Annotated in this window: 21 protein-coding genes and 1 pseudogene; 7 read left to right on the forward strand and 15 right to left on the reverse strand. The window is 67.1% G+C overall.

Annotation, left to right across the window (positions count from 1 at the left end; translation table 11 throughout):
- Positions 1 to 2: 2 nt before the first annotated feature.
- Positions 3 to 1316: pseudogene (locus tag DU502_RS00925) on the forward strand (putative PEP-binding protein); the annotation flags it as partial.
- A 168-nt stretch (positions 1317 to 1484) separates the two neighbouring features.
- Here DU502_RS00925 and DU502_RS00930 read toward each other — a convergent pair.
- On the reverse strand, positions 1485 to 1928 hold the full coding sequence (locus DU502_RS00930) for a hypothetical protein (RefSeq protein WP_121921137.1): 444 nt from the start codon (positions 1926 to 1928) through the stop codon (positions 1485 to 1487).
- A gap of 178 nt (positions 1929 to 2106) precedes the next feature.
- Positions 2107 to 3534, reverse strand: a complete 1428-nt coding sequence (locus DU502_RS00935; protein WP_121921136.1) for an Nramp family divalent metal transporter — start codon at positions 3532 to 3534, stop codon at positions 2107 to 2109.
- Between the two features lie 345 nt (positions 3535 to 3879).
- On the opposite strand from DU502_RS00935, the gene DU502_RS00940 reads away from it, so the two are divergent.
- Complete coding sequence (locus DU502_RS00940; protein ID WP_121921135.1) at positions 3880 to 4299, forward strand: universal stress protein; 420 nt, start codon at positions 3880 to 3882, stop codon at positions 4297 to 4299.
- Here the strand turns inward: DU502_RS00940 and DU502_RS00945 are convergent.
- Together DU502_RS00945 and DU502_RS00950 are read right to left on the reverse strand one after the other, a co-directional pair.
- On the reverse strand, positions 4296 to 5501 hold the full coding sequence (locus DU502_RS00945; RefSeq protein WP_199722735.1) for an MFS transporter: 1206 nt from the start codon (positions 5499 to 5501) through the stop codon (positions 4296 to 4298). The two genes, DU502_RS00940 and DU502_RS00945, sit on opposite strands and share 4 nt — an antisense overlap.
- 34 nt (positions 5502 to 5535) lie before the next feature.
- Positions 5536 to 5925 (reverse strand): hypothetical protein, encoded by a 390-nt coding sequence (locus DU502_RS00950; protein ID WP_121921134.1) that lies wholly within the window; start codon positions 5923 to 5925, stop codon positions 5536 to 5538.
- A 101-nt stretch (positions 5926 to 6026) separates the two neighbouring features.
- Here DU502_RS00950 and DU502_RS00955 point away from each other — a divergent pair, with 101 nt between their 5' ends.
- From DU502_RS00955 to DU502_RS00965, 3 genes are read left to right on the forward strand one after another with little or no spacing between them, the layout of a single operon-like run.
- Positions 6027 to 6695, forward strand: a complete 669-nt coding sequence (locus tag DU502_RS00955) for an ABC transporter ATP-binding protein (protein ID WP_121921133.1) — start codon at positions 6027 to 6029, stop codon at positions 6693 to 6695.
- On the forward strand, positions 6695 to 7531 hold the full coding sequence (locus DU502_RS00960; RefSeq protein ID WP_121921132.1) for an ABC transporter permease: 837 nt from the start codon (positions 6695 to 6697) through the stop codon (positions 7529 to 7531). Before DU502_RS00955 ends, DU502_RS00960 begins: the two co-directional genes overlap by 1 nt.
- A gap of 51 nt (positions 7532 to 7582) precedes the next feature.
- Entirely contained in the window at positions 7583 to 10177 is a 2595-nt protein-coding gene (locus DU502_RS00965; RefSeq protein WP_121921131.1) for a GAF domain-containing protein, read from the forward strand.
- On the opposite strand, the gene DU502_RS00970 is transcribed toward DU502_RS00965, so the two are convergent.
- The 6 genes from DU502_RS00970 to DU502_RS00995 form a co-directional block, all read right to left on the reverse strand.
- Complete coding sequence (locus DU502_RS00970) at positions 10174 to 10647, reverse strand: redoxin domain-containing protein (RefSeq protein WP_121921130.1); 474 nt, start codon at positions 10645 to 10647, stop codon at positions 10174 to 10176. The two genes, DU502_RS00965 and DU502_RS00970, sit on opposite strands and share 4 nt — an antisense overlap.
- A gap of 49 nt (positions 10648 to 10696) precedes the next feature.
- Positions 10697 to 11200: a hypothetical protein gene (locus DU502_RS00975; RefSeq protein ID WP_121921444.1), complete on the reverse strand. Its 504-nt coding sequence runs from the start codon at positions 11198 to 11200 to the stop codon at positions 10697 to 10699.
- A 105-nt stretch (positions 11201 to 11305) separates the two neighbouring features.
- Positions 11306 to 11662 carry a DsrE family protein gene (locus tag DU502_RS00980; RefSeq protein WP_121921129.1) on the reverse strand — a complete coding sequence of 119 codons (357 nt, stop codon included), beginning with the start codon at positions 11660 to 11662 and terminating at the stop codon, positions 11306 to 11308.
- A 62-nt stretch (positions 11663 to 11724) separates the two neighbouring features.
- On the reverse strand, positions 11725 to 13035 hold the full coding sequence (locus DU502_RS00985; RefSeq protein ID WP_121921128.1) for a TRAP transporter large permease: 1311 nt from the start codon (positions 13033 to 13035) through the stop codon (positions 11725 to 11727).
- Positions 13032 to 13604: a TRAP transporter small permease gene (locus DU502_RS00990; protein WP_121921127.1), complete on the reverse strand. Its 573-nt coding sequence runs from the start codon at positions 13602 to 13604 to the stop codon at positions 13032 to 13034. Before DU502_RS00990 ends, DU502_RS00985 begins: the two co-directional genes overlap by 4 nt.
- A 10-nt stretch (positions 13605 to 13614) precedes the next feature.
- Positions 13615 to 14901, reverse strand: a complete 1287-nt coding sequence (locus tag DU502_RS00995; protein WP_124896986.1) for a TRAP transporter substrate-binding protein — start codon at positions 14899 to 14901, stop codon at positions 13615 to 13617.
- A gap of 457 nt (positions 14902 to 15358) precedes the next feature.
- On the opposite strand from DU502_RS00995, the gene DU502_RS01000 reads away from it, so the two are divergent.
- Positions 15359 to 16333, forward strand: coding sequence for an endonuclease/exonuclease/phosphatase family protein (locus DU502_RS01000; RefSeq protein WP_121921125.1), 975 nt, complete (start codon positions 15359 to 15361; stop codon positions 16331 to 16333).
- 9 nt (positions 16334 to 16342) lie between these two features.
- On the opposite strand, the gene DU502_RS01005 is transcribed toward DU502_RS01000, so the two are convergent.
- Positions 16343 to 17257: a DUF5995 family protein gene (locus DU502_RS01005; RefSeq protein ID WP_121921124.1), complete on the reverse strand. Its 915-nt coding sequence runs from the start codon at positions 17255 to 17257 to the stop codon at positions 16343 to 16345.
- A 109-nt stretch (positions 17258 to 17366) separates the two neighbouring features.
- On the opposite strand from DU502_RS01005, the gene DU502_RS01010 reads away from it, so the two are divergent.
- Positions 17367 to 19436, forward strand: a complete 2070-nt coding sequence (locus tag DU502_RS01010) for a PAS domain S-box protein (protein WP_241966820.1) — start codon at positions 17367 to 17369, stop codon at positions 19434 to 19436.
- 5 nt (positions 19437 to 19441) lie between these two features.
- On the opposite strand, the gene DU502_RS01015 is transcribed toward DU502_RS01010, so the two are convergent.
- The 4 genes from DU502_RS01015 to DU502_RS01030 all read right to left on the reverse strand — a co-directional run bounded on the left by DU502_RS01015 (position 19442) and on the right by DU502_RS01030 (position 25024).
- A complete protein-coding gene (locus DU502_RS01015) occupies positions 19442 to 20587 on the reverse strand; it encodes a pyridoxal phosphate-dependent aminotransferase (RefSeq protein ID WP_121921123.1) in 1146 nt (381 codons plus the stop codon).
- Positions 20588 to 20687: 100 nt separating this feature from the next.
- Positions 20688 to 22931, reverse strand: coding sequence for a catalase/peroxidase HPI (gene katG, locus DU502_RS01020; protein WP_121921122.1), 2244 nt, complete (start codon positions 22929 to 22931; stop codon positions 20688 to 20690).
- Between the two features lie 115 nt (positions 22932 to 23046).
- The gene (locus tag DU502_RS01025) at positions 23047 to 24150 is read right to left on the reverse strand and encodes a DR2241 family protein (protein ID WP_121921121.1); all 1104 of its coding nucleotides are present in this window, start codon (positions 24148 to 24150) and stop codon (positions 23047 to 23049) included.
- Position 24151: 1 nt separating this feature from the next.
- Positions 24152 to 25024, reverse strand: a complete 873-nt coding sequence (locus DU502_RS01030; protein WP_121921120.1) for a CbiX/SirB N-terminal domain-containing protein — start codon at positions 25022 to 25024, stop codon at positions 24152 to 24154.
- Positions 25025 to 25158 lie beyond the last annotated feature (134 nt).

The following is a 25158-nucleotide window of genomic DNA, read 5'->3' on the forward strand; positions in this document are numbered from 1 at the left end:
CGGGCACGGAACTGACGTCGGGCTACGGATCGAGTCCGGGGGTCGCGACAGGACCCGTCAAGATTATCGAGGACATCGAGGAAGCCGACCGGATCGACGAGGGTGACGTGATCGTCACCGAGATGACGGCGCCGGACATGGTGCCCGCGATGAAGCGCTCGGCGGGCATCCTCACCGACGAAGGTGGAATGACCTCCCACGCGGCCATCGTCTCGCGCGAACTCGGCGTGCCGGCCATCGTCGGCTGTGGCGACGCGACCGACGTGCTGACCGACGGCCAGCGCATCACGCTCGACGGCCAGAAAGGCACCGTCGTCGTCGCCGAACCCGAAACCGAGACGGTCGAAGACGCCGAACCCGAGGGGGACCGCGAGGTCGAGGGCGGCAGCGGCGGCCCGCCGACCACGGCGACCGAGGTGAAAGTGAACGTCTCCATCCCGGACGCGGCCCAGCGCGCCGCCGACACCGGCGCCGACGGCGTCGGTCTCCTCCGACTGGAGCACATCCTCCTCTCGACGAGCAAGACGCCCGAGAAGTACGTCGCCGACCACGGCGAGGAGGCGTTCGTCAAGGAGATTTCCGAGGAGATCCGGAAGGTGGCCGACGCGTTCTACCCGCGGCCGGTCCGCGCTCGGACCCTCGACGCGCCGACGGACGAACTCGCCGAGTTGGAAGGTGGGGAGAACGAACCCCACGAACACAACCCGATGCTCGGCTACCGCGGCATCCGCCGGTCGCTGAAAGAGCCCGAGATGTGCAAACTCGAACTCCGCGCGTTCAAGCGCCTGCACGACATGGGCTACGACAACGTCGAGGTCATGTTCCCGCTCCCCAACGACGCCGAGGACGTGCGTCGGGCGCGGGAACTGATGGAAGAGGTCGGCATCGACCCCGAGAAGCGCCGCTGGGGCGCGATGATCGAGACGCCGGCCAGCATCCGATCCATCGACGAAATCCTCGACGAGGGCATCGACTTCGTCGCCCTCGGGACGAACGACATCGTCCAGTTCATGCTCGCGGTGGACCGCAACAACGCGAACGTCGCGGACCGCTTCGACGACTTCCACCCCACCATCCTGGAGGCGATGGCGAACGTCATCGAGGCGTGTAACGAACGCGACGTGGACACGACGATCACCGGCCAGTCCGGCTCCCACCCCGACATGGCGAAGTTCCTCGTCGAGAAAGGCATCAGCTCCCTCTCCTCGAACATCGACGCCGTCGGCGAGGTGCGCCGCGTCGTCGCCCGCGCCGAGCGGAAACTCCTGCTCGACGCCGCCCGCGAGAACCTCGACGACGACCCGCAGATCGACTGACCCGTATCGGTCCGTGAACTCGTCGGTGATCGTCGCGTCCGACGAGTTCGCCATCACGCTCCGGAGGCGCTTCAGCGGGTGTGTTTTGTATCCCCCGCCGCCGCAGCGTGCGGGGATCGACGACGATCAGTGGTCGTCGTAGTCCGTCGGTGAGTACGCGCCACAGTCCTATCCGTTCACCGTCGAGTTCGTGCCGTCGAAGGTCTCGTCGACGTCGCCCGTGACGATCGCGTCCTGCAGTTTGACGCCATCGCTGGAGACGACGTCCCCCGACACCTCGCTGGAGCGCGCCTTGACCGGCTTGAGTTCGCTCTCGGCGTCGCCGCCGACGGGACGCCCGCCGACGACCCCGACCGTCCGTTCGGACGCGACCGAGCCACCGACCGTTCTGCTGTCGATTTTGGCGCCTTCGGACCGGACAGTCACCGATTCCGCGAGAAGGCCGTCTTGCGCCACGTCGACGCTGCCGAAGATGTGCGCGTCGTCGGCGTCGAGGAGTTTGTCGTTGCTCGTCACGTCGCAGTCGACGACGGTCCCGCTGACTGTGACGGAATCGACCCCGTCGTTCGACTCGTTTGCGACCCACGGATACCCCACGTCGACCGACGGCACGTCGAACGTGGGGTCGACGGCGGTCTCTCGGACGATGTAGCTGGTCCCGTCGGTGCCGAACCAGACGACACGCGCGAACGCACGGAACGGACCGACGTAATAGTTGATTCGCGATGGCCGTCCGATCGTGATCGATCGACGACCGTGATCCGAAAAAAGTCCGACTAGGGGGCGTGAGCTACCCGAAGAGACCCATGAGCGTGGGGTAGACGTCGTAGGCCGCGGTGGCGATCAGCGCGATGGCGGCGAACAGGGCGAGTGCGACGGCCCACTTCCGCTCGGGCACCAGACCGGGCTGATCGATGTCCGTGTAGGACATGTAGAGTGCGGCGAGGTACATCAGGCCGACGGCCGGCGCGAAGAGGATGCCGGAGAGGGCGAACAGGAACAGCGGCGCCTCGAACACGAGGTTGAGGCCCAGCGGAATCGCCGCGAAGAGAACGACGGTGAGTCGGAACACCGTGTCGCGGGTGACGTCGAACTTCTCGAACAGGCCGTGCATGGCGAAGGCGTCCTCCCAGAGCCGGGACATGCCGTACAGCGGGCCGATGAGCGTCGAGAAGAGCGCGGCCATCACGGACAGCAGGAAGATGCCGGCCGACCACTCACCGTAGACGCTGGTGAAGATGACCGCCATCTGCGGGATGACCTCGAAGCCGCCGAGTTCGCCGGATTCGACGATCTCGGTGCCGTGGAGCGTCGCGGCCGCGGCCGTCCACATGAAGAAGGAGAAGACGGCGAGGATGACCGACGAGATCATGTTCTGCCAGAGCACCATGTCGCCCCAGCCTTTCAGCCGCTTGATCTCCTCGTCGGTGAGGTCCTTCTTCGAAATTTCGGTGCCGTTGGCCTTGGGCTCGAACATGCCCATGACCTTGTCCTTGGCGAACCAGACGTAGGAGACGGTGGGGCCGAAGCCGGCACCGATCCAGCCGAACATCGTCGCCACGAAGGCCATCCCGCCGACGCCGAGGCCGTCGACGTAGCCGGGGACCGAGGGGATGAGACCCTGCGCGAGGCCACCGGCCCACTGGTCGGCGGTGAGCAGGGAGACGGCCGCGATGAGCGTGAGGAACACCCACAGCAGCGTCGTCGACAGCTTCTCGATGAGGCTGTACGAGCGCATGAGGACGACGGCGAGTCCGGCGAGCACCGTCACGATCATCCAGAAGCCCGTGCCGTTGAGGGCGCCGATGGACCCGACCGGAACGAGGGTCTGTGCGGCGCCGGCCGTCTCGCCGAGGTGGCCGGAGAGGCCGATGGCGTACACGAGACCACCGAGGAACACGTAGTAGAAGATCCACTTCAGCCACTTGGGCTGTCTGTACAGCGCGTCGAGGAACGTATCGCCGCTCATCACGCCGTAGCGGACGAGGAAGTACTGTCCGAAGATCTTGGTGAAGGTGATCAGGGGGATGAGCCAGATCGCACGCATCCCGAGGTAGGCGCCCCCGACGGGGACGCTCAGGGCCTCACCGCCGCCGATCTGCGAGGCGGTGAACACCCACGCCGGACCCATGTAGCTGAAGAACTCCTTCAGCGTCTGAGGCGGCTGGGAGATGCGATGCTCGCCCGCCTCGGCCGCCTCGGCCGTGCCGGTACTCACGTCGGATCACCGCCCGTGTGGGCACCGTGTGAACCTGGCTGGAACTGTGCGATACGCTCGGAAGTGCCGACGAACGTCGACGCGGAAGTGAATCGTGGTGGTCTCTGCCGCATATCCAATCCGATGAAAGATAGTGAACATGGTATAAACGAGGAAAGGCGCACTTTTTGCATTATTTATCATGAGGACCATATTCCTTAAGGTCATTTAACACGCCGTCGACGTAGATAATCGATGGACTGAACGGCGACACCGGGAATCGGTGGGGCGAGGGGGGCGAAATTCGGGCAGTAATGAATGACGCGGTCGAAAGCGCTTTAATTATCGTTAGGGATTACTGATAGCATGGTGATACTGACAGCCATTGACAGAGATCCCGGATGCAAGGGGGTCGTCGAGACCGCGTACGACCTCGCGACGAAGATGGATATGAAACTCGTGATTCTCCACGTCGTGCCCGAAGACGAGGACGAGGAGGCCGCACGCCGGGAGATAGAGGACATCGTCATGTCCGTCATCGGCGATCTGGAGGGCATCGACCTCCGGATCATGCCGGAGCAGACCCGGCGTGACCTGCCGACGGGCCGAACGGCGAACCACATCCTGCAGGTGGCCGAAGAACTCGACCCGGACTACATCGTCATCGGGTCGCGCAAGCGCACGGGTCTCGGAAAGATCCTGCTCGGCAGCGTCTCGAAACTCATTCTGGCGAACGCGGACGTGCCCGTGGTGACGGTCGAACAGACGCGGAAGGCAGAGGCCTAGCCCCGCGAGTAGAGGAGGTAGCCGCCACCGGCGACGGCGGCCACGGCGCCGGCGACGACGAGGAGGGCGCGGTAACCGGCGACGGTGCTCGCGAACCCGGCGTCCGCCGTGGCGGTGAAGGCGACCGGGCCGACCGTCTGCCCGAGTCGGAGCACGCTGGTCCGGAGGCTCATCACCCCGGCGCGGAGGTCGTCGTCGACGAGCGTGACGACCGCGGTGTCGATGGAGGGCATCACGACGCCGAAGCCGACGCCGAAGATCAGGAGCGCGACGGCGATGCCGACCGGCGACGGTGCGAGGCGGACGCCGAACAGCCCGAGGCCGTAGGCGACGAACCCGACCGCGACGAGCCGTGGCGCCGCCAGCCGGTCGGAGAGGCGCCCGTACTGCGAGGAGACGGCGGCGCTGGCGAGCGCGACGGCCGACAGCGTCACGCCGATCCGACCGGCACCGAGCGCGTAGGCGTCACGGAGGAGGAGCGGCAGGGCCGTCAGGATGGCGCCGTAGAATATGAAGAAGGCAGCAAAGAGCGCGACGAAGATGGCCATCGCCTGCGGGAGGACGGCCACGGTCCGAAGCCGACCGAGATACGTCCGCACGTCCGTCGACCGCTCGGCTTCGGGTTCGACGAGGGCGACGGCGGCGAAGAGGCCGACGAGCGCGCCGACGCCGAAAAACAGGAACGGCGCCGACCAGCGAATCCCGGCGAGCGCGCCGCCGAGGAGCGGGTAGAACGCCGCCCCGGTGCCGATAGTGCTCCCGTTGACCCCCATCACCGCGTCGCGGCGGCGATCCTCGTACACGTCGCCGATGAGCGTCACGGCGAGGGTGATGAGCGCGCTCGCACCGATCCCCTGGAGGAATCGGAGGACGATAACCTCGGTGAAGGTGCGGGCGAAGGCGACGCCGGCGCCCGCGATAGCGAACAGAAAGAGGAGCGGGACGACGACCCGCCGCCGGCCGAATCGGTCGGCCACGAGACCGACGAAGGGTGTGACGACGATGCCCGGCAGGGTGTAGGCGGTGATCACCAGTCCCACCTGCGCGTCGCTCACGCCGAAGACGGGCCGGAGGTCGGGCAGGACGGGGCTGACCAGCGAGACGCCCATCACGCCCATCAGCGAACACGAGAGGATGACATAGAGCGTGCGCGAGCGCCACGGAACGGCCGCTAGCCCACGGTCGCCGTCGAGAGCCACCACGGTGACAGCGTGTGGCCGCGACCGTATTATAGTCCTAGAACTGCTCGGCGGTGTCGATGCCGACGACGACGCCGGCCTCGTCGGGCGTGAAGCGGTCGTCGGCGTCGACAGCGGTGGTAAAGAGGAGACGCGCCTGTTCGGTGTGAGTGATGCGGACGGCCGCCGCCATCGGATCCTCGAAGTCGAACTCGTCGATCAGGGTGGCCCACTCGTCGCGGTCGATCCGGTAGGCGCGCGTCCCGTCGACGGTGACGTAGTCGGCGGTGCGTTCGAACTCGGCGTGACGGCCGAGCAACTCCGCGTTGAGTGCGAGGAGCGCGTCGGCGATGGCCGGCGCATCGGGGTCGACCCCTTCGGCCACGCGCTCGACGACCGCCCCGGAAATCGGTGCCTCCCCGGTGTCGACCGTCGCGTCGTTCGTCATGTGATAACTATTCGCATAGATGGCCCTTCGGTCTTTCGGGGGCCGAACGTTCATGCGGAGGGGAGTATTACGGGCGATACGGGCACGCTACCCGCCGATCCATGACGAATCTGCGCGCCGACAATCTGGGTTTCGAAGTCGAGGGCGACCGCATTCTCGATGAGGTGTCGCTCGACGTCGCGAGCGGGGAGACGATCGCCATCGTCGGCCCCTCCGGCGCCGGCAAGTCGTCGTTGCTCCGCCTGCTCGACCGGCTCGACGAGCCGACCGAGGGGACGGTGTATCTCGACGGGACCGACTACCGGACGCTCGACCCCCAGCAACTCCGAAAACGGGTGGGGCTGGTCCCACAGAATCCGGCGCTCCGGTCGGGGACCGTCCGCGAGAACGTCACCATCGGGCCGCGGCTCCGCGGCGAGACGGTGAGCGAGGAGCGGTTGGCGGACCTGCTCGACGCCGTCGGTCTCGCGGGCTACGCCGACCGGGAGACGAGCGACCTCTCGGGCGGGGAGGCCCAGCGTGTCGCCATCGCTCGCACGGTCGTCAACGACCCCGAGGTGATCCTGCTGGACGAACCGACCGCGAGCCTCGACAGCGCGGCGGAAGCGGAGGTCGAACGACTGCTGTCCGACCTGCTCGCGTCGGGCGGGCGGACGGTCGTCCTCGTCACACACGACGAACGGCAGGCCGAACGGCTGGCGGACCGCGTGGTGCGGATGCGCGACGGGCGCATCGTCGACGTGGGGACGCCCCGGGAGGTGATCACGTGATGGTGCTCCCGGACCGGCTGACCGACCCCGTCGTGATCGAGGGCCTGTTTCAGGTCGCGGCGGCGACGACGCTCGCGGCCGTCGTGATCGGCATCTCCTCGCTCCGGAATCTGGGGCTGGAGCGGGAACTCGGCGGCTCCTTCGCCCGCGGATTCGTGCAAGTGCTGGCGATGGGCGCGCTCATCGGCGTCCTCTTTACCATTCCGCTGGCCTACTCCGGCCTCCTGCTCGCGGCGATGGTCTGTTACGCGGCGTGGGAGTCACGCAAGCGAGGCGACGGCGTCCCCGACGCCTTCCGCATCTCCGTTATCTCGCTCGGCGTGGGGTCGGCCGTCGTCATCGTGACGATGGTCGCCGCGGGCGCCATCGAGTCGACCGTCCGCAACCTCGTCCCCGTCGGCGGGATGATCATCGCGAACGCGATGAAGACGAACTCGCTGACGCTGGATCGCTTCCAGGGGGAAATCGAGTCGAACCGGGACGAAATCGAGGCCGTCCTCGCGCTGGGCGTCCCGCCCGAACGTGCCATCTCGGAGTTCGTCACGGAGTCGGTCCGCGCGTCGCTCATCCCCGTCGTCGACGCGATGCGGACGCTCGGGCTGGTGTACATCCCCGGGATGATGGCGGGGATGATCCTCGGCGGCGCGAACCCCATCTACGCCGCCGAATACCAGTTCGTCATCATGGGCATGATCTTCGCCGCGGGCGGCCTGACCAGCATGACGGCGAGTCTCCTGCTCGGGCGGGCGGCCTTCACCGACGCCGCCCAACTCCGCCGATTCGAACCCACCGATCCCACGCTACTGGCGACGCTCCGGTCGGCGCTGAATCGGTGACGAGTGGCAGGAGCGGACTTATCCGTTTTCTCCCCGAGAGGTGAGGTGTAGATGGGTTCCAGAACCGAAACGATCCGAGTGCTGCACGTCGACGACGCTCCCGCCTTCGTCGACATGGCAGCGACCTTCCTCGAACGTGAGGACGACCGGATCGAGGTGATCACGGCCACGAACGCCGACGAGGGGCTGCAGATCCTCGACGAGGCGGCTATCGACTGTGTCGTCTCCGACTACGATATGCCGGGGCTGAACGGCGTCGAGTTTCTCGAACGCGTCCGCGAGACGTACGGCGACTGCCCGTTCGTCCTCTTTACCGGCAAGGGGAGCGAGGAGGTGGCGAGCGAGGCAATTTCGGCCGGCGTGACCGACTACGTCCAGAAGTCGCCGGAGAGTGAACAGTACGAAATCCTGATCAATCGGATCGTGAACGCGGTCGATGCCGCGCGGTTCCGCGAACGGGCGGCCAGACAGGAGCACATCAACACGCTGATCAGGGAGATCAACCGCCGACTCGTCGCGGCCGAAACCGTCGACGACATCGAACACGCCGTCTGTCGGACGCTCGCCGACGCCACCCCGTTCCGGTTCGCCTGGATCGGCGAACCCGATGCGGACAGCCCCCGGATCGTCCCGCGAACGTCCGTGGGCGACGCGGACGACTATCTCGACGAGGTGACCCTCTACTACGACGACAGCCCGCGCGGACGGGGGCCGGGCGGCCGGGCGATCCGAACGGGAGAGCTACAGGTCGCCCAGCGCATCCGGGACGATCCGACGTTCGAACCGTGGCACGAGGTGGCCGATCGGTACGGCTACGAGTCGGTGGCCGTCGTCCCACTCTCGTACGGCGGGGGCCAGACCGGCATGCTGGCGATTTACGCCGGGCATCCCGACGCCTTCGACGAAATCGAGTTGAGCGTCCTCGAAGAACTCGGCGAGACGATCAGTCGGGCGCTCCAAGCGGCCGAAATCCGACAGCGCCTCGAATCGCGGCAGGCGGCGGAGACGACGCAGACGGAACGGAACTACCGCACGCTCATCGACGCCCTGCCAAACGGGGCAATCGCGCTCTTCGACACCGACCTCCACTACACGGTCGTCGGCGGCGCGGTGTTCGGGCAACTATCGCTCTCGCCGGCCGAGATGGAGGGCCGGTCGCTGACGGCCGTCCACTCGGCCACGTTTCGGGACGCGTATCTGGACCACTACCGGGCGGCGCTCGACGGCGAGCGGCGCTCCTTCGAGTTCACGTACGGAGACCGGACCTTCGAGGCCCACGTCGCTCCCGTCCGGAACGAGGACGGCGCCGTCGTCGGCGGCTTGGCGATGTCACAGGACGTGACCGACCGAATCCGTCGCGAAGACGAACTGGAGCGGCGGGAACGGGTGCTCCGCGAGATGTACGAGGCCGTCTCCGACCCCTCGCTGTCAATCACGGAGGGGATCCAAGAACTGCTCCGAATCGGGGCGGATGCCCTCGGCGTGCAGTACGGCGTCCTCGGGCAGATAGATGGCGACGACCTCGTCCTCGAACTCACCGACAGGGCGGACGGACGGGAACTCGGCGACGGTGACCCGGCGGAAGGCGACGCGGTTCCACGGGACGTGACGTACTGCGAGCGGGTGGTCCGGAACACGGAGACGGTGGCCGTCGGCGACGTGAGCGAGGATCCCGAGTTTTCGGCGCGACCGCCCTACACCGAGGGAGGCTTCTCGTGTTACGTCGGCGCGCCCGTCGTCGTCGACGGAGACGTGTACGGGACGTGCTGTTTCTACGGCGAGGACGCACGACCGGCGGACTTCTCGGAGTGGGAGGTGACCCTCGTCGACCTGCTCTGTCGGTGGGTGGGCGCCGCGCTCGACCGCCGAGAGACCAACGCTCGGCTGCGGGCGCAGAACGAACGGTTCCGCGAGTTCACGAGCATCGTCACCCACGACCTCCGGAACCCGCTCGGGGTGCTCGGCGGGGCGCTCGAACTCGCGGAGATGACCGGGGAGAAAAAGCAGTTCGACCGCTGTCGGCGAGCGTTAGCGCGGATGGACGCCCTCGTCGACGACCTCTCGACGCTCACGCGTGAGGGAGCGGTCGTCGACGGCACCGAACCGCTGGCGCTGGGGCGGATAGCGCGCGAGTGCTGGTCGACGGTCGAAACCGACGGCGCCGAGTTACGGATCGACGACGACGCGACGATCCGGGCGGACGAGAACCGTCTCCGACAGTTGTTGGAGAACCTGTTTCGGAATTCGGTCGAGCACGGCTCGACCACTCCCCGCTCGAACACTCGCGGGGATAGCGTGGAACACGGTTCCACGGATAGTCGGCCAGAGGCCGACGACAGCGTCGAACACGGCGCCACGAACAGCGAGGGCAGCGGGCCGGAAACCGACACCGCCGATCCACTGACTATCCGGGTCGGCACCCTCTCGACCGACGACGGCTTCTACGTCGAAGACAACGGGATGGGGATTCCCGAGGAGCGGCAAGGCGACGTGTTCGAGCAAGGCTACTCCACGGCCACGTCCGGGACGGGCCTCGGCCTCTCCATCGTCGAGAAGATGGCCGCGGCCCACGGCTGGACCGTCACCGTGACCGAGGGACGCGAGGGCGGCGCGCGGATCGAAGTCCGCGGCGTCGAGCGCGTCTAGGCCGCGTCGACGGCGTCGAGAATCGCGTCGTAGTCGGGTTCGTTCGTCGGATCGTCCGCCACCCAGCGGTACGTGACGACGCCTTCGTCGTCGATGACGAACACGGACCGGTTCGCGACGCCGTAGAGGCCGAGGTCGGGGATGTCCATCGTCAGGCCGTACGCCTCGATGGTGTCGCCGTCCATGTCGCTCACGAGGTCGAACTCCAGACCGTGCTCCTCGCGGAACGCACCCTGCGAGAACGGCGAGTCGGCGCTGATGCCGAAAATCGTCGCGCCGGCGGCGTGGAAGTCGGCGAGATGCTCCTGCAGGCCGAGCATCTCGTTCCGACAGGGGGGCGTGAACGCACCGGGGAAGAAGGCGAGGACGACCGGACCGTCGCCGAGGTGTTCCTCGAGGTCGAACGATTCGTGTTCGGCCGTACCGACCGTCTCGGTGAACGTTGGGGCAGTGTCGCCAGTCGAAACCATGGGCGAACGAACGGTCGCCGGGAAAATAAAACCCGCCACGAACGGGTCGCTACGCGCGCCCGTTGAGCGGACAGATGAAGTAGTTCGGTGGGCCGAAGCCCGGCCGTCCGAGCGTCACCTCGATGTACGGTTTGTCGAGGACGGCATCGGCGTTCGTCAGCGGGGCGTCGGCGTTGAACGCGTCGATGTCGGTCACCTCCGCGGCGAAGTGCGTCCACTTCCCGCCGTTCCAGTCCCGATCACCGGGAGCCGATTCGGAGACGAACGGCGACTGCTGATCGTCGCTCGCGTCATCGTTGTCGACGATCGCCCCCTCGCCGTCGTGGAGGAAGTAGATCCTGTCTTCGGGATCGGGACGCTCGTCCAGCGTCTTCACGGCGTGTGTGCGCCAGAGTACGTCGTTCGCGTAGACGCGCCCGAACGCCCGGCCGTTCCCGCGTTCGTCGCCCTTGCCCGGATTCGCCGCGACCGGGCCGGCGAGCGTCAGTCCGCCCACGCCGAGGGCGACGCCCGACCGAAGTACCCGTCGTCGAGTCGGTGTGTGTCCTGTCATGGTTCTCCGGAAGCACCGTGCTTCCACCTCTCTCCGCGTCGGATTAGTAAAAGAACATTTTTCAGACTCCGGGGGGAGTCCACGCAAAGTCGGTCTAGAGTGTCTCTAGAAGGTGAGCGTCGTCTCGTGGGGGGCCGCGACACGTGACACCGCGCGCTCGTCGTCCATCGTTGCCCAGTCGGCGAGATCGGCTTCGTCGATGTCGCGGGCCACACAGCAGTCGCGCAGGGCGACGGCGTCCGCGAGGGCATCCGCGTCGCGAAGGCGCTCAATCGTCCGCCCGACGGTCGGGAGTCCCGACGCGTCGAGGGCGTGCAGGTCGGCGTCGGCAGTCAGGAGGTGGACGGCGTCGGCCATCGCCACGATGGACACGTCGTCGCCGTCGGCCAGTGCGCCCTTGGCGGCGACGAAGGGCAGAGCGGCGTCCGGGTCATCCGGCCCCGCAGTCAGCAACAGGAACATGGCTCACGTTCGGCCGGTCGGGCACATATATCTCTCGTCGTGGAGCGCGTCCCCGCGGGCGGTCAGCCCGCGGCGAGGACGTTCGCTTCGGGGAAGACGAAAAACAGGACGAGCACCGAAGTCAGCACGACGAAGTAGGGGAAGGCGGCGCGGGCGATTTTGATGTAGTCGATGTCGGTGATGCTACTCATGATGTAGAGGTTGAGCCCGTACGGTGGGGTGATGAACCCGATGGCGTCGCTGATCATGAAGATCACGCCCCACATGAGCGGCGAGATGCCGAGGGTGAAGGCCGCAGGCGCCAGCAACGGCGCGGTGAGGATCATGTTCGGAATCGACGCCAGCACCGATCCGCTCAACAGCATGACGACGAGGAGGGCGACGCCGACGAGGATCGGCGAATCGAGCGCCAGAATCGCGTTCGACACCAGATCCTGCAGGTTGAGAAAGGAGAGGCTCTGCTGGATCATGATCGACGTGATCAACACCGGGATGATGATGCCGACGAGGTAGACGGTGAGTTGCACGGACTCGGTGACAAAGTCGATCCCGTCGATGTGGCCGGAGAGGAACTCCGCGGTGACGACGAAGAGGATGGCGATGGAGGCGGATTCGGAGGGCGTGAAGATTCCGGTGAAGATGCCGCCCAGGAGGACGGCGATGGCGAGCAACGAGTTCCGCGCCCGGAACGTCGACCGGAGGATCGAGGTGAGGCTGAACGAGTAGGTAGCGGTGCCGTAGTCGCGCCGGTGGGAGATGAGCGTCGCCGTCACGATCAACCCGCCGAGCATCAGGAGGCCGGGGATGATGCCGGCGACGAACAGGTCCGAGACGGAGAGGTTGAACGTGACGCCGTACAGAATGAACAGGACGCTCGGCGGGATGATGATGCCGAGCGTCCCGCCCGCGGCGATGGTGGCGGCGCTGAAGACGGGGTCGTACCCCTCCTCGTCGAGTTCGTCGGTGAAGGCTTCGCCGACGGAGGCGGTCGTCGCGGCGTTCGACCCCGTGATGGCGGAGAAGACGCCGGCGGTGAGGAGTGCCGTGTTCGCCGAACTGCCGGGGAGCCACCCAGCGATCGAACGGGACATGTCGATGATGTCGCGGGCTATCTGGAGCTGGTTGACCAGTGCGCCGACGAGGATAAAGAGCGGCACGGCCGTCAGGGGGAACGTCCAGAGCTGATAGTACGAGACCAGCGCCATGTTCCGCAGGCTGAAGACGGGGAAGATGACGGTGAAGCCGATGGCCCACGTCGAGAACACGAGCAGGATCGGCACCCCGACGACGAACAGGAGGATCGAGAGTCCGGTCAGGAGGGCGAGGGCGACGCCGGGATCGAGGCCGGCGAGCCCCGCCTGCAGGGGGATCACTCGCCCACCACCTCGCCGTCCGCGTAGGTGATGTCGTCGCCGCGGCGGAACGCGTACGTCACCCAGAGGATCTGCTCGATCACCCGAAAGAGCACGAGGCCGACGCCGACGGTCACCGCCAGATAGGTGACCGCGTCGGGAACCGGCGTGCCCGTGATCGTCGCCCCGCGGCTGAGGAAGCCGCCGAAGACGGGGAGGGAGTAGACGAACACGACGCCCGCGAAGCCGATCCAACAGAGCCACTCGATCCAGTAGACGACGTACCGGCCGGTGTTCGACAGCCCCGAGAGGACCATCGTAAAGCGGAGGTGGTCCTCGTTGCGGATCACGTAGGCCACGGAGAGCCACGCCACCCAGACGAACATCCCGATGGCGCTCTCCTGTGCCCACAGCGCCTGCTGGCCCGTCAGGGTGCGCTGGATGACCGAAAACCCGATCACCAGCCCGTAGACGACGAGAAGCGTCCCGCCGAGATACAGTTCGAGGTTGCGTTCGAGGGGGCCGAGACGCGTCTCTCGGAGACGATCCGGATCGAGGAACGTGCGGAAATAGTGGGATAGAGAAGCCATCGGCAACGAATTACATCTGATCCAGATAGTCGTCCCACCACGCGTCGAGCGTGAAGTTCTCCGACTTATCGGGCACGCCGCTCTCGCGGGCGAGGTCGTGTAGCCGGTCGAAGAAGCCGTCGGTGAACTCGTCGTGGACCCGGCCGATGGCGTCGCTGTAGAGGTCACGGTTGTCGACGGGGTTGACGGGGGCGCGCCACGCGTCGAGGTCGTCCTCGCTCAGCCAGTTGACCTGCACCGGGTCGCCGTCGGGACCCTCGGTGTAGAAGTTCGACCCCTCGACGGGCGCGTCCGGGCTCAGCCCCTGGAAGCGCTCGTACATCCGGTCGGTGCGCTGGATGCTCTGCTCGGCGAGGGAGGCCGTGACCTCCGCGAAGGCCGACCGTTCGGCGTCGGAGAGGCTCTTGAGGAAGTCGACGCGGCACCAGATGGGGTCGAGACCCGGCGCCCACTGGGTCAGCGTCACCTGCGCGGTGATTGACGTGATCTGGGCGGCGACGGCGTAGGGCGTGATGATCTCGAGGCCGTCGACGACACCCGATTTCATCCCCTGCAGCGTGTCGGCGAAGGAGATGGTGATCGGATTCATCCCGAGTTCGTCGAACGCCGTCGAGATGACCTCGCTCTGCGTGGTGCGGATCTTTCGGTTCTCGAAGTCGGCTGGCGAAGTCACCGGCGTCCCGGGGTCGCTTCCCGTGCCGATGAGGTGTGCGCGGTAGCCCGGCGGGTCGAACCCGACCGGGACGACGTTGTACTTCTTCGCGAACGGCACCCAGTACTCCTCCCACGTGGTCGGGTGGACGAAACTGTAGCCGATGGAAGCCCGCTGATGAACCGGGAACGTGTACGGGATGCTCCAGATCTCGTTTTCCGGCCAGATCTTCGCCGAGTTGGCGACGGAACTGCTCCCGAGTTGGATCACTCGCGAGTCCAGTTTCGACATGCAGGACTGCTCGCTACAGAGTTCTTTGCTCCCCACGAGCGCCATGTTCGGGGCGTCGTCCCGTTCGTCGAGGCGGCGTTTGAGCTCGAAGACGGGGTAGACCAGTCCACACCCCTCCGGCCCCTCGGGCAGGCTCTCGTCGAAGTTCCAGCACGTCGTATCGGGGTTCTGGGTGCCGGCCCACCGGGCCGTGGTGCCGCCGGAACCGCCACCGCCGCCGGTGGCCGTTCCGCCGTCCGTGCCGCCCAGACAGCCCGCGAACCCGGCCGCGAGGGCGCCGAGCGGTGCCGTCTTGAGCACGTCACGTCTGGAGCGGGTCGATGCGATGCGGTCGTCAGTGTTGGTGTCTCTCATAATCGGATGGTGGCGAATGTCGCCCGTCGAGTCAGTCTCGGCGTCCCCGGCATCGGAGACGACCACGGGCGAAGCGTCAGCCGTCAGTGAAACGGCGTACGGCCGAGTGGGTCATTCGTCTGTTCCTCTCGACACCATTTTCCGAGACGCGTGACGCTCTGCGCGGGCGTAGACGCCGGACGACTCGGCATTCGTCCACAGAATTGCCTCCAAAACGCACTAGTTCTACGGATTCGTTGATTTATCGGCGTTTTCGGTACAAATACGTCCAGCAACGGACGCCGAATCCGGCGTGGGGACGCCCCGGGAAAAGAGCAACAATTGCCGGTTGTGGCGGTCGCAGCCGCCGACACGGTAGCCCTAGACGTGTCAACGGCTATGTAGTCGCGGCGCGAGTCGTCCCTATGGTGTCGACGAGAGGCGTGGCGGTGGCAACCGGCGGGAGGCACGACTGACCGTGCCCCACGTCACCGACACGCCGCCCGAGGCGGTTCGACGCGACCTCGATGGGCTTCGGGCGGCGCTCGACGACCGCCTGCCGGCGCGGACGCTCGACCGCAACCTGTTGATCGGGACGTGGAACGTCCGCCACTTCGGCGGTCTCACCGAGCAGTGGCGCGCGAGCGACGACGACAGCCCGAAACGCGACCTGCACTCGATCCGCGTCATCGCGGAGATCATCCGCCGGTTCGACGTGGTGGCGGTGCAGGAGGTTCGCGGTGACCTGAAGGCACTCCGGCACACGATGAAGGCGCTCGGGCCGAACTGGGGGTTCATCCTCACGGACGTGACCCGAGGCGACCCTGGCAACGACGAGCGCCTCGGCTTCATCTTCGACCGGCGGACCACCCGGATCAGCGGCCTCGCGGGCGAACTCGTCGTGCCGGCCGACGAGTTCGACCAGATCGACGCCGACGCGCTCGACCGTCAGTTCGCCCGGACGCCCTACGCCGTCGCCTTCGAGTGTGGCGGGAAGACGTTCATCCTCGTGACCCTTCACGTCCTCTGGGGGGACCACCCGGACGAGCGGACGCCGGAACTCCGGGCTATCGCGGCGTGGCTCGACGAGTGGGCTCGCGACGTGAACGCGTGGGATCACAACCTGATCGCCCTCGGCGACTTCAACATCGACCGCCGGGGCGACGAGCGCTACGACGCCTTCGTCTCGACGGGCCTGACGGTGCCCGCGGATCTCCACGCCGTCCCGCGGACTATCTTCGCGGACCCCGCGGAGCCGACGGAGCACTTCTACGATCAGATCGCGTGGTTCACGGGCGAACACGGCCAGCCCGCCCTTTCGCTCCCCTACCGGCGCGGCGGCACGTTCGACTTCGTCGACGTGGCGCTCCCGCGCCGCGACCTGACGCGCACGTCGCTCTCGTGGCGCATCTCGGATCACTATCCCCTGTGGGCGGAGTTCGGATTGCGATGAGGACAGGGATCAGCGGCGCGCGTCCAGTGCCGTGCCGAGACGGCCGAGTACGTCGTCGAGTGACTGCCCCCGTTCGACCCGTCGGAGCGCCGCCAGAAGCCGGGGATCGACCGGAGGCGACCGGACGAAGACGGCGCCGCCAGTGGCCGTCGCCCGGAGGAGCCAGCGGGCGTACCGCCGGGCGAGCGACCAGCGCACGTCGGTCAGGACGGTCGCGATCCGCCACGCCTGCGCTCGACCCTCGGTCATCGAGAACAGGGAGAGCGCCTCGTCGAAGCGGCCGAGCGTGGCGTCCACGTCCGCGAGGCCCGGGGCGTAGAGGTCGGCGAGCGCCATCTGCTGTGCGTCGATCAGGTCGGTCAGGACGACGTTGATCTCGCGGTGGTCGGCGCGCTTGCGGCGGCGGTCCGGGTCGATCCCCACGTCCCGGAGCGTCAGCGCGAGGTCGTAGTTGATGTGGGCATTGATGCCGAGAAAGGCGTCCTGCGCGACGAGGGCCGATCCCTCCACGGCGGTCCCGAACGCGACGATCCACGAGTCGGGGACGACGTCGAGATTCCCGCGTTCGAAGTCGAGGAAAGCGCGGCGGTAGTAGTCCGCGAAGGCGACAGTGTAGCGGCGCATCCAGTCGGTGTCCGTGAACCGATCGCTCTCGATAGCGTCGTGGACGGAGGCTGTCATCCGGGTGTAGATGGTCAGGAAGACCGCCCGGCGGTCGTCCGCCGCGCGGAGGCGGGTTTCGAGTTCGCGCAGGCGGTCGAACACGTCGGCCACGCCGTCGAAGGGTCGCTCGGTCAGGGCGACGAGTGCCGGGTCGGGCTCCCGATCCGGGACGCTCGCCGACGGATCGGCCCGGAGTGCGAGGCCGACGGCCCGGAGCCGACGACCGTCGAGCAACCGGGGGAGTGTGGCGTAGCCGGCCATAGCGGGGCGACGGGGAGCGACGAAAAATAGCTGGCGACGGGCAACGTGTTGCTCGGGTGACCGACGAGGGCGCAACTGCTTTGGTCGGAGGGTACTGAACGGAGAGGGAATGAGCGAGCAGATCCGGGTCCTGCACGTGGACGACGAACCGGATTTCGCCGACCTCACTGCAGACGCACTCGAACGTGAGGACGACCGATGCACGGTCGAGACGGCGACGAGCGCGGACGAAGGGCTGGCCCGACTCACCGACGCCGTCGACTGTGTCGTCTCCGACTACGAGATGCCCGGCCGGAACGGCATCGACTTCCTGGAAGCCGTCCGCGAGCGGTATCCGAACCTCCCGTTCATCCTCTTTACGGGCAAAGGGAGCGAGGAAGTCGCCAGCGAGGCGATTTCGGCCGGCGTGACCGACTATCTGGAGAAGCAGGGCGGCCTCAGCCAGTACACCGTCCTCGCCAACCGGATCGCCAACGCGGTCGATCAGTACCGCTCGAAGCGGGCGCTCGAAGCCAGCCAACGCCGTCTGTCGCTGTTTTTCGAACAGTCGCCGCTCGGTGTCATCGAGTGGAACGAGGACTTCGAGGTGGTCCGTCTGAACGACGCGGCCGAGGACATCCTCGGTTACGCCGAAGCCGACCTGCGCGGCGCGTCGTGGGAGCGAATCGTCCCCGAGTCGGAGGCGACAGCGGTCGGGGGAGTCGTCGACGCACTGTTACAGAACCGTGGAGGCTACCGGAGCGTCAACGAGAACGTCCGCGCCGACGGCGAGGTGATCGTCTGCGAGTGGCACAACCGAGTCGTGACCGACGACAGCGAGGAGCCACGCTCCTCGGGCAGTCGGCCACAGGCCGACGACAGCGAGGAGCCACGCTCCTCGGGCAGTCGGCCACAGGCCGACGACAGCGTCGAACACGGTTCGACGAGCAACCGGGCAGAGCCCGGTGACAGCGAGGCGTCGGAGACGCCTCGGGCAGAGAGGGACGACGTCCCTCAGGCCACCGGACGCAGTCCGGTGACAACCGGCGAAGCCGGCGACAGCGACGTGGTCGCTATCTTCTCGCAGTTCCAGGACATCACCGAACGGATCGAACGCGAGCAACAGCTCGAACGGAGCACGGCCCGACTCGAAGCGCTCTTCGAGAACTCGCCCGACATGATCAACGTCCACGACACCGACGGAAACATCATCGACCCGAACCCGCGGCTCTGCGAACGGACGGGATACGACGCGTCCGAACTCGTCGACATGAAGGTGTGGGACGTCGACGCGCGGATCGACCCGGCGGAGGCGCTGGCGATCTGGGAAGAGATGGCCGTCGGCGACAGACACCGACTGGAGGGCGTCTACCGGCATCGGGACGGATCGACGTTCCCGGTCGAAATTCACCTCCAGCGACTCGATCTGGCGGGCGAAGATCGATTCGTCGTCATCAGCCGGGACATCTCGGAGCGGAAGGCACGCGAGCGCGAACTCCAGCGACAGAACGAGCGTCTCGAGGAGTTCGTCGGCGTCGTCTCACACGACCTCCAGAACCCGCTCAACGTGGCCGGGGGCCGCCTCGACCTCGCGCGAGAGGAGTACGATAGCGAGCATCTCGACGCCGCCGCGCGGTCGCTCGACCGGATGGACGAGTTGATCGCGGACCTGCTGAAACTCGCGCGGGGTGGGAAACGCGTAAACGAAATCGAGCCCGTCGCGCTCGCGGACGTGGTCGAGGAGTGCTGGCACAACGTCGCGACGGGGGACGCGGCACTCGTCGTCGAGACGGACCGGACGATCCGAGCCGATCCGGGGCGACTCCAGCACTTGCTGGAGAACCTGCTGCAGAACAGCGTGGGTCACGGCACCACGAGCAGCCGGCGCACCGAACACGCTGACGACGGCGTGGAACACAGTTCTGCGGAGAGCGAAGCCAACGGCGGCAGGGGCGACCACGTCACGATCACCGTCGGTGGCCTGGACGACGGCTTCTACGTCGAAGACGACGGCACCGGGATTCCCGAGGAGAAGCGGACGGCCGTGTTCGAGAGCGGCTACTCGACCGCGCCGGACGGCACCGGATTCGGCCTCGCCATCGTCGAGGAAGTCGTCGAGGCCCACGGCTGGTCGATCCAGGTCACCGAGGGTGCCGACGGCGGGGCACGATTCGAGATTACCGGCGTCGAAGTCGAGTGAGCGCCCTACCGTCGCTCGACCGTCGCCAGCACCCGGTCGATCCGCTCGATTGCCGTCTCGATGGCGTCGGCGTCCGTCGCGTAGGAGAAGCGGAGGTAGTCGGCCGCCTCGTCGCCGAAGTCGACGCCGGGCGTGACGGCGACGCCGGCGTCCAAGAAGAGGTCGGCCACGTCGAGAGCGTCGCCCGGCAGGTCGCTCACGTCCGCCAGCAGGTAGTACGCCCCCTGTGGCGTGTAGCCGAGGTCGAGTCCCCACGCTTCCACCGCGTCGACCAGCAGGTCCCGGCGCTCGCGGTACGTCGTCCGAATCTCCGCCAGTCGCTCCGGCGGCGTCTCCAGGGCCGCGACGCCCGCGTCCTGCACGAAGTTCGGGGCGCAGATGAGCAGGTTCTGTGCGAGACGATTTACCACGTCGACGTAGTCGGGCGGGACGATCACCCATCCCAGCCGCCACCCGGTCATCGCGAACCGCTTGGAGAAGCCGTTGAGGACGAACGCGTCATCCGTGTATTCGAGCATCGTGTGCTCGGCCACGTCGTAGGAGAGGCCGTGGTACACCTCGTCGACGACGGGCGTCGCGTCGTGGGCGGCCGCCACGTCCGCGAGACCTGCGAGCGTCTCGCCGTCCATCACCGCGCCGGTCGGGTTGGCGGGGGAGTTGAGGAGGAGGGCGCGGGTGTCGTCGGAGACGGCGGCCTCGAAGTCCGCGATTCGGGGCTGGAATCCCTCGCTCGCGCGGAGCGGAACCGTCCGAACCCGCCCCTCGACCATCCGTACGAAGTTGGGATAGCAGGCGTAGTGCGGGTCGGTGAGGACCACCTCCTCGCCGGGGTCGACGAGGGCGGCCATCGTGAGCAAGAGGCCGGGCGAAGTGCCGGGCGTGATGACGACCCGGTTCGGGTCCACGTCGACCCCGTACTCGCGGTCGTAATGTGCAGCGATGGCGCGGCGGAGTTCGGGTTTCCCCCGCGCGGCGGTGTAGTTCGTGTTGCCCGACCGGAGCGAGTCGACGGCCGTCTCGATCACCCGGTCCGGGGGCGCGAAATCCGGTTCACCAACCTCCAGATGGATCACGTCGTCGAGTTCGTTCGCCCGTTCGAGCACGTCCATGGCGATGAACGGGGTCACGTCGGCGCCACGTTGGGAGACCATCGGTGCCGCGTTAGGAGAGGGGAACAGGAATACGCTCCGGTCGACTATCGGTGTCGAAACCGGGTTCGGGTGGCGCGAAAATCGACCGCCGCCTGCGAGGTTATTCGAGGTCGAAGCGGTCGAGGGTCATCACTTTGTGCCACGCGTCCACGAAGTCGTCGACGAACTTCTCCTCGCCGTCGGCGGCGCCGTAGACTTCCGCGATGGCGCGGAGGCGGGAGTTCGAGCCGAAGACGAGGTCGAAGCGGGTCGCCTCCCACTCGGCCTCGCCCGTCTCGCGGTCGCGGATCTCGAAGATCCGGTCGTCGTCGGAGACGGACACCCACTCGTCGTCCATGCCGAGCAGGTTCGCGAAGAAGTCGTTGGTCAGCGTCTCCGGTTCGTCGGTGAGGACGCCGCGGTCGGAGTCGCCGTAGGTCGCGCCGAGCGTGCGCATGCCGCCGACCAGCACCGTCATCTCGGACGCCGACAGGCTCAGCAGTTCCGCCTTGTCGACCAGCAGTTCCTCCGGCGTCGGTTCGTAGTCGCCGCCGAGGTAGTTACGGAACCCGTCCGCGTCCGGTTCGAGCACCTCGAAGGACTCGACGTCGGTCTGGTCCTGCGTGGCGTCCGTCCGACCGGGCTCGAACGGAATGTCGATGTCGTAGCCGGCGTCCGCGGCGGCCTGCTCGACGGCGACGTTGCCACCGAGGACGATCAGGTCGGCGAGCGAGACCCGCACGTCGTCGTTGCGGGAGTCGTTGAACTCCGCCTGAATCTCCTCGTAGGTCTCCAGCACGGATTCGAGCTGTTCGGGCTCGTTGACCTCCCAGCTCCGCTGGGGTTCGAGGCGGATGCGGGCGCCGTTCGCGCCGCCGCGCTTGTCGCTGTGGCGGAACGTCGACGCCGACGCCCACGCCGTCTTCACGCGCTCGGCGATGGAGAGGTCGGAGTCGACGATCAGCTCTTCGAGTTCCGCGATTTCCTCCTCGCCGACGACGTCGTAGTCGGCGTCGGGGAGGGGGTCCTGCCAGAGCATCGTCTCCTCGGGGACTTCGGGACCGAGGAACCGCTCGGGCGGGCCCATGTCACGGTGGATGAGCTTGTACCACGCCTTCGCGAAGGCTTCCTGGAACTCCGCCGGATCCTCCTGGAACTCCTCGAGGACCGCTCGGAAGTCGGGGTCCTTCTTCAGCGCGACGTCGGTCGTGAGCATCATCGGGTCGACGAATTCGTCGGGGATGTGGGCGTCCGGCACGGCGTCCGGCAGATCGTCCGCCGGTCCGCCGTCGGCCGGGCGCCACTGCCACGCACCGCCGGGGCCGAGGTGCGCTTCCCACTCGTAGTCGAGCAGGTTGTCGACGTAGCCCATGTCCCACTGGGTCGGCGCGCTCGTCCACGGGCCCTCGATGCCGCTGGTGATCGTGTCGGGGCCCTTGCCCTCGCCGAATTCGTTCTCCCAGCCGAGACCCTGCTCCTCGATGGGGGCGGCTTCGGGCTCGGGGCCGAGATTGTCGCCGGAGTCGGCACCGTGGACCTTGCCGAAGGTGTGGCCGCCGGCGATGAGCGCGACCGTCTCCTTGTCGTTCATCGCCATGTGGCTGAACGTGTCGCGGATGTTCTTCGCGGAGCCTTCGAGGTCCGGTTCGCCGTTCGGGCCTTCCGGGTTCACGTAGATGAGGCCCATCACGGTGTTGCCGAGCGGGTGCTTGAGGCGGCCCTCCTCGTCGAACCGCTCGGTGGAGGTCATCTCCCAGTCTTCCTCGGGACCCCAGTCGACGGCGTCGTCGCCCTTGAAGTCGTCATCGCGGCCGCCGGCGAAGCCGAACGTCTCGAAGCCCATCGACTCCAGCGCGACGTTCCCGGCGAGGACGATCAGGTCAGCCCACGAGAGCTTGCGGCCGTACTTCTGCTTGACCGGCCAGAGCAGGCGGCGTGCCTTGTCGAGGTTGACGTTGTCGGGCCAACTGTTGATCGGTGGGAGGCGCTGGTGACCGCCGGCCGCGCCGCCACGGCCGTCCTTGGTGCGGTACGTGCCGGCGCTGTGCCACGCCATGCGGATGAACAGCGGACCGTAGTGGCCGTAGTCGGCGGGCCACCAGTCCTGCGAGGAGGTCATCACCGCTTCGATGTCCGCCTTGACCGCCTCGAAGTCGAGTGACTCGAACGCCTCGGCGTAGTCGAAGTCCTCGTCCATCGGCCCGACGTCGCCAGCGTGGGCATCGAGGATGGACAGATCCAGCTGATTCGGCCACCAGTCTCGGTTGGATTTCTTCGTATGTCGGATCGCCTCGCCACCATCGGTCGTCAGCGTGTCGTCGTGGTCCGTGTCTCCCGTTTCGGAGGGGGGTGAGTCGTCCGTCATTAGACAATCGCGTGTTGGGCAGCACAATATAAATCATTGCGGGTATCGCAATTTTGATTCGTCTTATGCTAACCGATTATTCATAAGGGGGCATCGAACGATTCCGTGACGGACACTATCGGTCGTCCCCGTCCGTCGGCACGCCACACAGGTTCCCCTCGTCGTCGAACAGTTTGGCGCGGAGGTAGCGCGCCCGGTAGCGATTGGCGCCGTCGCTCGTGTCGGCCTCGCGGATCTCGTCGATCCGACCGTCGGCGACGGCGTCGATGATCGTCTCGATCTGCTCCTTTTCGCTCGGGGTGAGGTCGAACTCGTAGGTGCGGGACTGCTCGGATTCGAGGCGCGTCCACTTGCGCGCGGTAGCGATGACCAGCGAACACGGCTCGCGACACGGAAAGACGCCGTCGCCGCGTGCCACGTCGAGTGGCGTCTCGGCGTCGTAGTCCCACTCGCGACGCTTGAGGCACTGCGAGTCGACACAGCAGGCCTCCGCGACCCGGTTCACGTGGTCGTGACCTTCCCCCCGGTCCCACGTCTGCACGACGCCGTAGATGCCGGTCTGGCGCGAGACGGTCTCGTGCCAGTGGGTCACGTCGAGGTCGCCCTCGCGTTCCCGGTGCCAGTTCGCGACCGTCGCGGGGTAGAATCCCTCGGCGGCCCGGACGAGGGCGTCGGGATCGAGGTCGACGAACGCCCACCCGTGCGCCAGCGTCGGCGCCGTCGACAGCGGCCGGTAGTCGCCGTCGTCGTCCGTCTTCCGCAGGCGCCGCGCCTCGTAGGGGTCGGTGTAGGTGGTGAGGTCGTCGAGGGCGGTATCGTCGACGTGTCGCAGCTCGTAGCGGCGTCGGCCGTCCTCGATATGCGCCTCGATGGCGAGTTGGCCCCACTCGCGGTCGAGGCCGCCGTCGCGGAGGCGGTCGTGTCGCTCGGGGACGGACAGGTCGTCGGCGTGTTCGACCCACCGGAGGAACGCCCACTCGGCGGGGTTCTGGGGCGCGTGCTGGTGCCAGAACAGCCAGTTCTCGGCGTACGCACGGTGACGCTCGACCGCGTCGTCGAATTCGGCGGCCGAGAGGCCGTCGTAACTCGCCTCGGGCACCGCGACGCGGAAGCCGTCGTCGTCGCGCGCCGCCCGGAGGCCGTCGAAGTCGACGCCGTCGGCCGCGGCGGCCTCGCGCAGGGCGTCGGCTGGCGTCGGATCGGCCCTCGCGCCCGCCATCTCAGTCACCGTCGGCGGGCATCGTCGTCGTCTCCCCGGTCGTCGGGGCGTCAGTTCCGGTATCGGCGCCCGCGTCGGCCGTGCGTTCGAGGATCACGTCGGCCATGAGCGGTTCCGTCCCGATGGCGCCGGCGTACCAGATGTCGTGGCCGTCGACGCGGGACGGCACCGCGTAGCCCTCGCGGCCGTCGTCGGTGAGGCCCATATCCTCGGGAATGTCCTCCTGCGTGTGGTAGCCGTCGGCAATAAAGAGCGGGACGACGACGATGTCCTCGCTCTCGAAGTGGTCGGTCACGTCGTCGACTTCCGGCGCCTCGTCCATGAACAGCGCGCGTACCTCCGCGAACCGGTCGCGGTCGCGCACCCGGTCGGCGTGGTACTCCACCGCCTTCGCGGAGTTCTCGTTGCGCTTGGTGCCGTGGCCGACGACCGCCAAACCGACGCCCGCGCCCACGTCGGGATCACCCGTCACCGTCTCCGCCCGGCGAACGATCACGTCCGTCATCGCGTCGTGGGTGCCGACCGGGCCGCAGTAGTGGACGGTCTTGTCCACGTCCGACGGGGAACAGGTGGCGAAGTCGGCGCTCGTCCCGTCGGAGTTCCAGTCGGCGGCGTCGAACTCCAGTCGAAGTTCCCGCGGGATCACCTGCTCGGTGAAGTAGCCCTCGCTGATGAAGAGGGGAACGACGTACACCTCGTCGGCGGTCACCGTCCGGAGGGCGTTCCGGAGCGACGGCTCCTCCTTCCAGTAGGCCTCCCGAACCTCGTCGAACGCCCCGGACGCCCGGATCGTGTCGGCGTGGTCCTGTGCCGGCGCGCTCGACCGGGGATTCAGATGGGAGCCGTGGGCGACGAGCAACAGCGCCTCTGTCATTGGTGTCCCTATGGCTCGTCGGACTCTTAGGCCCTCCGTCCGCCCGGTGGCGGGCAGGGCGGCCTCGACCGGGGCCGTCGGCGTGGGCTGAGTGCAAACCTGTCGCCACATCTATACGTTAATTGAGAGAACGA

The organism is Haloplanus aerogenes, from assembly GCF_003856835.1.
Lineage (GTDB): Archaea > Halobacteriota > Halobacteria > Halobacteriales > Haloferacaceae > Haloplanus > Haloplanus aerogenes.

Excerpts from the sequence above, each read along its gene's own strand:
- DU502_RS00940 (WP_121921135.1), top strand. The coding sequence starts at position 3,880 with ATGGTGATACTGACAGCCATTGACAGAGATCCCGGATGCAAGGGGGTC.
- DU502_RS00950 (WP_121921134.1), bottom strand. The coding sequence starts at position 5,925 with ATGACGAACGACGCGACGGTCGACACCGGGGAGGCACCGATTTCCGGG.
- DU502_RS00955 (WP_121921133.1), top strand. The coding sequence starts at position 6,027 with ATGACGAATCTGCGCGCCGACAATCTGGGTTTCGAAGTCGAGGGCGAC.
- DU502_RS00960 (WP_121921132.1), top strand. The coding sequence starts at position 6,695 with ATGGTGCTCCCGGACCGGCTGACCGACCCCGTCGTGATCGAGGGCCTG.
- DU502_RS00965 (WP_121921131.1), top strand. The coding sequence starts at position 7,583 with ATGGGTTCCAGAACCGAAACGATCCGAGTGCTGCACGTCGACGACGCT.
- DU502_RS00970 (WP_121921130.1), bottom strand. The coding sequence starts at position 10,647 with ATGGTTTCGACTGGCGACACTGCCCCAACGTTCACCGAGACGGTCGGT.
- DU502_RS00975 (WP_121921444.1), bottom strand. The coding sequence starts at position 11,200 with ATGACAGGACACACACCGACTCGACGACGGGTACTTCGGTCGGGCGTC.
- DU502_RS00980 (WP_121921129.1), bottom strand. The coding sequence starts at position 11,662 with ATGTTCCTGTTGCTGACTGCGGGGCCGGATGACCCGGACGCCGCTCTG.
- DU502_RS00990 (WP_121921127.1), bottom strand. The coding sequence starts at position 13,604 with ATGGCTTCTCTATCCCACTATTTCCGCACGTTCCTCGATCCGGATCGT.
- DU502_RS00995 (WP_124896986.1), bottom strand. The coding sequence starts at position 14,901 with ATGAGAGACACCAACACTGACGACCGCATCGCATCGACCCGCTCCAGA.
- DU502_RS01005 (WP_121921124.1), bottom strand. The coding sequence starts at position 17,257 with ATGGCCGGCTACGCCACACTCCCCCGGTTGCTCGACGGTCGTCGGCTC.
- DU502_RS01010 (WP_241966820.1), top strand. The coding sequence starts at position 17,367 with ATGAGCGAGCAGATCCGGGTCCTGCACGTGGACGACGAACCGGATTTC.
- DU502_RS01015 (WP_121921123.1), bottom strand. The coding sequence starts at position 20,587 with ATGGTCTCCCAACGTGGCGCCGACGTGACCCCGTTCATCGCCATGGAC.
- katG (WP_121921122.1), bottom strand. The coding sequence starts at position 22,931 with ATGACGGACGACTCACCCCCCTCCGAAACGGGAGACACGGACCACGAC.
- DU502_RS01025 (WP_121921121.1), bottom strand. The coding sequence starts at position 24,150 with ATGGCGGGCGCGAGGGCCGATCCGACGCCAGCCGACGCCCTGCGCGAG.
- DU502_RS01030 (WP_121921120.1), bottom strand. The coding sequence starts at position 25,024 with ATGACAGAGGCGCTGTTGCTCGTCGCCCACGGCTCCCATCTGAATCCC.